This is a genomic window from Frateuria sp. (assembly GCF_035695185.1).
Taxonomy (GTDB): Bacteria; Pseudomonadota; Gammaproteobacteria; order Xanthomonadales; family Rhodanobacteraceae; genus Frateuria_A.
In genome coordinates this window covers 22843-29327 of record NZ_DASSES010000217.1, presented here as the reverse complement: position 1 = coordinate 29327, position 6485 = coordinate 22843, and the positions used below count along the sequence as shown (strand labels likewise).

The window sequence follows — 6485 nt, the reverse complement described above, 5'->3', positions numbered from 1 at the left end:
ATCGCACGCCCGAGGCGCGCCACGGGCAGACCGTGGTGGCGCGGCTGGAGGGCGAGTTCACCGTCAAGCGGTTCGAGTGCAAGGACGGCCGGATCCGCCTGCTGCCGCGCAATCCGGCCTACACGCCGATCGAGGTGGACCCGCGCGCCACCGACTTCGCCATCGAAGGCTTGTTCGCCGGACTGGTGAGGCCCGGCTGATGAACGTCCACGCAGGCCGGGGCGGGCGCCCGTCCTTCCCGGCAGCGGCCAGCATGGAAGGCCGCGCTCCGTTCGCCCCCATCCGCCCTTCGGGCACCTTCCCCCGCAAGCGGGGGAAGGATCGGAATCGCGCCGCCCTCCCATCCCACGGCGGAAGGCACCTGTCGGGCGGATGGGGGAAGCCTTGCCGATCGGTTGCGACGTGCACAGTTCCCGCAGGATCGGGCGTGCGCACATGAGCAACGTCGTCGCGCTCGATCACCTGTTCGACGCCCGCCGCCTCTGGCGCGGCCAGCCGCAGGCCCGTCCTTCCTCGCGCCAGCCGACCGGCTTCCCGCTGCTGGACGCCGTGCTGCCCAGCGGTGGCTGGCCCGAAGGCGCGCTGAGCGAGGTGTTGCTGCCGCTGGACGGCATCGGCGAACTCACCCTGCTGTGGCCCACGCTTGCGCGCCTGACCCAGGCCGGTGGGCTGGTCGCACTGATCGCCCCGCCCTACCTGCCCTTCCCGGCCGCCTGGGCCAATGCCGGCGTACGGCTGGACCGGCTCGAGTTGGTGCGCGCCGATCCACGCGACGTACCGTGGGCCACCGAACAATGCCTGCGCTCGGCCGCCTGCGCCGCCGTGCTGTGCTGGCCGCAGCAGGCCGACGACCGCACGCTGCGCCGGCTGCAGCTCGCGGCGGAAACCGGCCAGTGCCTGGGGATAGCGATGCGTCCCGCCTCGGCGGCCGTCCACGCCTCGCCGGCGGCGCTGCGGCTGGTGCTGGAAAGCCGGCCCGCGCGCCTGCGCGTGCTCAAGTGCCGCGGCGGCAATCCGCCGGCGCAGCCACTGCCCTGGCCGCTGCCGCTGGGCACATCTTCGGAGCCGGTGCCGGACCATCCCGCCACGGCCGTCCCGGACCGCGCCTGAGGCCCACGGCATGTTGTGGGCCTGCATCCTGTTGCCGCAGCTGGCGCTCGACGGCGTCCTGCGCCGCCATGCCACGCCGGACGAACCCTTGGTGCTGGTCGACGGCCCGGTGCAGCGGCGCGTGCTGCGCGCGGTCAACGCCACGGCGAAGGCACAAGGCCTGCGCGCGGGTCTGCCCCTGGCTACGGCGCAGGCGATCTGCGCGCGCTTTGCCGTGGTCGAGCACGATCCGGCCGAAACCATGCGCTGGCACGCGTTCCTCGCCGCATGGGCCTATCGTTACGGCGCCCAGGTCAGCCGGCAGATGCCGTCCTCGCTGCTGGTCGAGGTGGAGGCGAGTTTCCGCCTGTTCGGCCCGTGGCCGCGGATGGAAGCGCTGCTGCGCGAGGACCTGGCCACACTCGGCTTCCGCCACCGCATCGCGCTGGCGCCCAACCCCTGGGCCGCACGCGCGCTGGCCGGCGTGCACGATGGCCTGGCGATCACCCACGACGCGCCGCTGAAGCAGGCGCTCGGCCAGTTGCCGGTGGAGCGTGCCGGCCTGCCACCGGAAGCCGCCGCCAGCCTGCGCCGCATGGGCCTGCGCCGGCTCGCGCAGGTCTACACCCTGCCGCGTGCGGCGCTGGCCCGGCGCGTGGGCACCGGGACGCTCGACCAGCTCGACCGCCTCGGCGGCACGCTGGCCACGCCGCTCACCTGCTACCAGCCGCCGGATCATTTCGAATCGCGCATCGAGTTCAACTACGAAGTCGGCGCGACAGGCCAGCTGCTGTTCCCGCTGCGGCGCATGACCGGCGACCTCGCTGCCTACCTCGCCGGCCGCGACGGCGGCGTGCAGCGCTTCGTGCTGCGGATGGAACACGAGCGCGGCGCCGCCACCGAAATACCGGTCGGCCTGCTCGCCCCCGAACGTGATGCAGCCATGCTGTTCGAACTGGCCCGCGGCCGGCTCGATCTGGTGCAGCTGGCCGCACCGGTGCGCGCCCTGCAGCTGGTCGCGCGCGAACTGCCGCCGTTCGTGCCGGCCGGCCGCGACCTGTTCGACGTGCGTCCGCAGCAGGCGGTGCCGTGGGAGCAACTGCGCGAACGCCTGCGTGCGCGGCTGGGCGACGAAGCCGTGCACGGCCTGTCGATCCATGCCGACCACCGTCCCGAGCGCGCCTGGCGCGACCACGGCGAAAGCGCCCCCGCCCCGCCCCTGCCGCGCCCCGGCTGGCTGCTGCCGCAACCGATCCCGCTGCGCGGCCATGAGCTGCGCATCCTGGCCGGCCCCGAACGCGTCGAAAGCGGCTGGTGGGACGGCGACGTGCGGCGCGACTACTACGTGGTCGAGACCGCCGCCGGGCAACGCGCCTGGGCTTATTGCCCGGTCGGCGAGCGCGAGGGCTTCATGCTGCACGGGTGGTTCGCATGAATCACGCGGTGACCCGCGCACGATGGCCCCTTCCCCTGCCCGCGGGGGGAGTCTGGGAGGGGGTAGGCCGGCCTTGCCGCAACGTGTGGAATCCCTCCCCGACCCTCCCTTCCAAGCAGGGGAGGGAGCAGTCGCTCGCCATGAGGCCGTTCCCCCGGCACGGGAGGCTTGCCGCATGAGCCTCCCCGACTACGCCGAGCTCCATTGCCTCTCCGCCTTCAGCTTCCAGCGCGGCGCCTCACTGGCGATCGAGCTGTTCGAGCGCGCCCGGCAGCAGGGTTACCGCGCGCTGGCGATCACCGACGAATGCACCCTCGCCGGCATCGTGCGCGCGCTCGAAGCCTCGCGCGAAACCGGCGTCAAGCTGATCGTCGGCAGTGAGTTCCGGTTTGCCGACGGCCCCAAGTGCGTGCTGCTGGTGGAGAACCGCCAGGGCTACGCGCGGTTGTGCCAGCTCGTCACCACCGCGCGGCGCCGCGCACCCAAGGGCCGCTACGAATCCCTGCGCGAGGATCTGGGCGACACCGACGGCCTGCTCGCACTGTGGCTGCCCGGTGCGCAGCCCGACGCGGCCGAAGGCAGCTGGCTGAAGGAGCGCTTCCCCGGCCGCTGCTGGCTCGCGGTCGAGCTGCACCGCGGGCCCGACGACGACGCGCGCCTGGCGTCCCTGCGCATCCTCGGCGAACGCCTGGGCCTGCCACTGGTCGCCAGCGGCGACGCGCACATGCACGTGCGCGCCCGCCGCCCGCTGCAGGACGTGATGACCGCGATCCGCCACCACACCACCGTGGCGCAGGCCGGCCACCGCCTGTTCCCCAACGGCGAGCGCCACCTGCGCACGCGGCGCGCACTCGCGGCCATCCATCCGCCCGAACTGCTGGCCGAGAGCGTCGCGATCGCGCAGCGCTGCACGTTCCGGCTGGACGAGCTCGAATACACCTACCCGCACGAGCTGGTGCCGGAGGGCCACACCCCGGCCACCTGGTTGCGCCAGCTGGTCGAGGAAGGCGTGTGCTGGCGCTGGCCCGATGGCATCCCGGCGAAGGAGCGCAGGCAGATCGAGGACGAACTGGCCCTCATCAAGCTCAAGGCGTATGAGTCCTACTTCCTCACCGTGCACGACATCGTGCGCCATGCGCGCTCGAAGGCCATCCTCTGCCAGGGCCGCGGCTCGGCCGCCAACTCGCTGGTCTGCTTCGCGCTCGGCATCACCGAGGCCGATCCGGCCACCAGCAACCTGCTGTTCGAGCGCTTCATCTCGCTCGATCGCGACGAGCCGCCGGACATCGACGTCGACTTCGAGCACGAACGCCGCGAGGAAGTGCTGCAATACGTGTTCGACCGCTACGGCCGCGACCGCGCCGCGCTCACCGCGGTGGCGACCGAGTACCGCGGGCGTGGCGCGATCCGCGACGTGGCGCGCGCGCTCGGCATGTCGCCGGAACTGGCCGGCGAGCTGTCCGCCACGCTGGACCGCTGGAGCGGCGAGGTGCCGCCGTCGGACCGGCTGCGCGAGCGCGGCTTCGATCCGGACACGCCGCTGATCCGCCAGGTGCTCGCGCTCACCGTGCAGCTGATCGGTTTCCCGCGCCACCTCTCCCAGCACCCCGGCGGCTTCGTCATTTCCGAGCACCCGCTCTCCACGCTGGTGCCGGTGGAGAACACGGCCATGGACGGCCGCACGGTGATCCAGTGGAACAAGGACGACCTGGACACGCTGGGCATGCTGAAAGTGGACTGCCTGGCACTGGGCATGCTCACCGCCCTGCGCAAGACCTTCGACCTGCTGCGCGACAGCGGCCGCGGCGACTACACCGTCGCCGGCATCAACAAGGACCACAAGGACGACAAGCCCACCTACGACATGATCAGCCGCGCCGACACCATCGGCGTGTTCCAGATCGAATCGCGCGCGCAGATGGCCATGTTGCCGCGGCTGAAACCACGCCAGTTCTACGACCTGGTGATCGAGGTGGCGATCGTGCGTCCCGGCCCGATCCAGGGCGACATGGTGCATCCCTACCTGCGCCGGCGTAACGGCGAAGAGGAGGTCAGCTATCCCTCCGAGGCGCTGAAGGAAGTGCTCAAGCGCACGCTCGGCGTCCCGCTGTTCCAGGAACAGGTGATGCAGATCGCCATGGTCGCGGCCGACTTCAACGGTAGCCAGGCCGATGCGCTGCGCCGTTCGATGGCGGCCTGGAAGCGCCATGGCGGGCTGGAGCCGCACCGCGAGAAACTGCTGGCCGGCATGCTCAGGAACGGCTACAGCCGCGAGTTCGGCGAGCACCTGTTCGAGCAGATCAAGGGCTTCGGCAGCTACGGCTTCCCCGAATCGCACGCGGCCAGCTTCGCCCTGCTCGCCTACGTCAGCAGCTGGCTGAAATGCCACGAGCCGGCGGCGTTCGCCTGCGCGTTGATCAACTCCGCACCGATGGGTTTCTACTCGCCCGACCAGCTGCTGCAGGATGCGCGTCGCCACGGCATCCGCACGCTGCCGATCGACGTGCGCCACAGCGCCTGGGACTGCATGCTGGAGCCCGAGCGCGATGCGCGGCTGCAGCCGGCGATCCGCATGGGCCTGCGGTTGATCCGCGGCTTCTCCGAAGCGACCGCCAGGGACATCATGGCTGCCCGCGCACAGCGGCCGTTCGTCGACGTGGCGGACCTGAGCATTCGTGCGCAGCTCGATCGCCGCGACCAGGCCCTGCTCGCCGATGCCGGTGCGCTGCGCGCACTGGCCGGCCATCGCCATCGCGCGCGCTGGGCGATCGCCGGCGTCGAACCGCAGCTGCCGCTGTTCCCCGGTTCCACGCCCGAAACCGAGCCGATCGCGCTGCCGCTGCCCACGCGCGGCGAGGACCTGCGTGCCGACTACGCGCTTACCGGCACCACGCTGGGCCCGCATCCGCTGCGGCTGCTTCGCCCGCGGCTGCGCGCGCGGCACTACCGCGCCTCGAACGAGCTGGCCGGCGTGCCCAACGGCCGTCCCGTGCGCGTGGCCGGCATCGTCACCCTGCGCCAGCAGCCGCAGACATCCAGCGGCGTGGTGTTCCTGACCATCGAGGACGAGTTCGGGCTGACCAATGTGGTGATCTGGCGGCGCGTGGTGCTGCGCCAGCGACGCGTGCTGCTCGCGTCGCGGTTGCTGGCGATCGAAGGCCACCTGGAAAGCGAGCATGGCGTCCAGCACCTGATCGCGCACACGCTGGAGGACCTGACACCGATGCTGGGCGAGCTGGACGTGCGCTCGCGGGACTTTCACTGACGACGCGTGCGGTGGGCCACGCCCACCTACGCCAGCTTTCCGAGCGCTCCGGCGACCGCACGCAGATCCGCCACCAGCTCATCGAACGCCGCGTGCCGCTTCGCTTCCTCGGGCATGCGCAGCACTGCCGACGGATGCCAGGTCGCCAACCCCCGGGTGCCCTCGCCCAGCGGCCGCCACACGCCGCGCTCGCGGGTGATGCGAAAGGCATTGCCGAACATCGTCTGCGCCGCCATCGCGCCCAGCCCGACGACCAGCTTCGGCTTCACCCGCAGCAATTCGGCCGCCAGCCACATGCGGCAGGCGGCCTGCTCGGCGGCATTCGCGCGCTTGTGCAGCTTGGCGGTGCCGCGCGTCTCGTACTTGAAGTGCTTGACGGTATTGGTCAGGTACAGCGTCGAACGGTCCAGCCCCGCCTCGTGCAGCGCCCGGTCGAGCAATTGCCCGGCCGGACCGACGAAGGGCACGCCCTCGCGGTCCTCGTGCAGCCCGGGCTGTTCGCCGATCAGCATCACCTGCGCCGCCGCCGGGCCCTGCCCGAAGACCGTCTGCGTGCCGTAGCGCCACAGCGGACAGGCGTGGCAGTCGCGCGCCTTGCGCCGCAGGGTCGTGAGCGCACCGGCCGGCACCTCGTCCACCGGCTTGGCGAGCGGAACGCCGAACGGGTTGCTGGCGTGACGGGTCGGCATGGCCAGC

The 6485-nt window shown here is 71.7% G+C and carries 5 protein-coding genes; 4 read left to right on the top strand and 1 reads right to left on the bottom strand.

Translation table 11 applies throughout. The features are described from left to right. The 4 genes from VFH59_RS18020 to VFH59_RS18005 form a co-directional block, all read left to right on the top strand. The coding region (locus tag VFH59_RS18020; RefSeq protein ID WP_325166308.1) for a S24 family peptidase at positions 1-200 on the top strand (200 nt) is incomplete at its 5' end. Positions 201-435: 235 nt separating this feature from the next. Further along, positions 436-1110, top strand: a complete 675-nt coding sequence (gene imuA / locus VFH59_RS18015) for a translesion DNA synthesis-associated protein ImuA (protein WP_325166307.1) — start codon at positions 436-438, stop codon at positions 1108-1110. A 10-nt stretch (positions 1111-1120) separates the two neighbouring features. Continuing rightward, positions 1121-2524: a DNA polymerase Y family protein gene (locus VFH59_RS18010; protein ID WP_325166306.1), complete on the top strand. Its 1404-nt coding sequence runs from the start codon at positions 1121-1123 to the stop codon at positions 2522-2524. Positions 2525-2699: 175 nt separating this feature from the next. Continuing rightward, entirely contained in the window at positions 2700-5789 is a 3090-nt protein-coding gene (locus VFH59_RS18005; protein ID WP_325166305.1) for an error-prone DNA polymerase, read from the top strand. 26 nt (positions 5790-5815) lie between these two features. On the opposite strand, the gene VFH59_RS18000 is transcribed toward VFH59_RS18005, so the two are convergent. Next, complete coding sequence (locus VFH59_RS18000; RefSeq protein ID WP_325166304.1) at positions 5816-6478, bottom strand: UdgX family uracil-DNA binding protein; 663 nt, start codon at positions 6476-6478, stop codon at positions 5816-5818. Between the last annotated feature and the right edge of the window lie 7 nt (positions 6479-6485).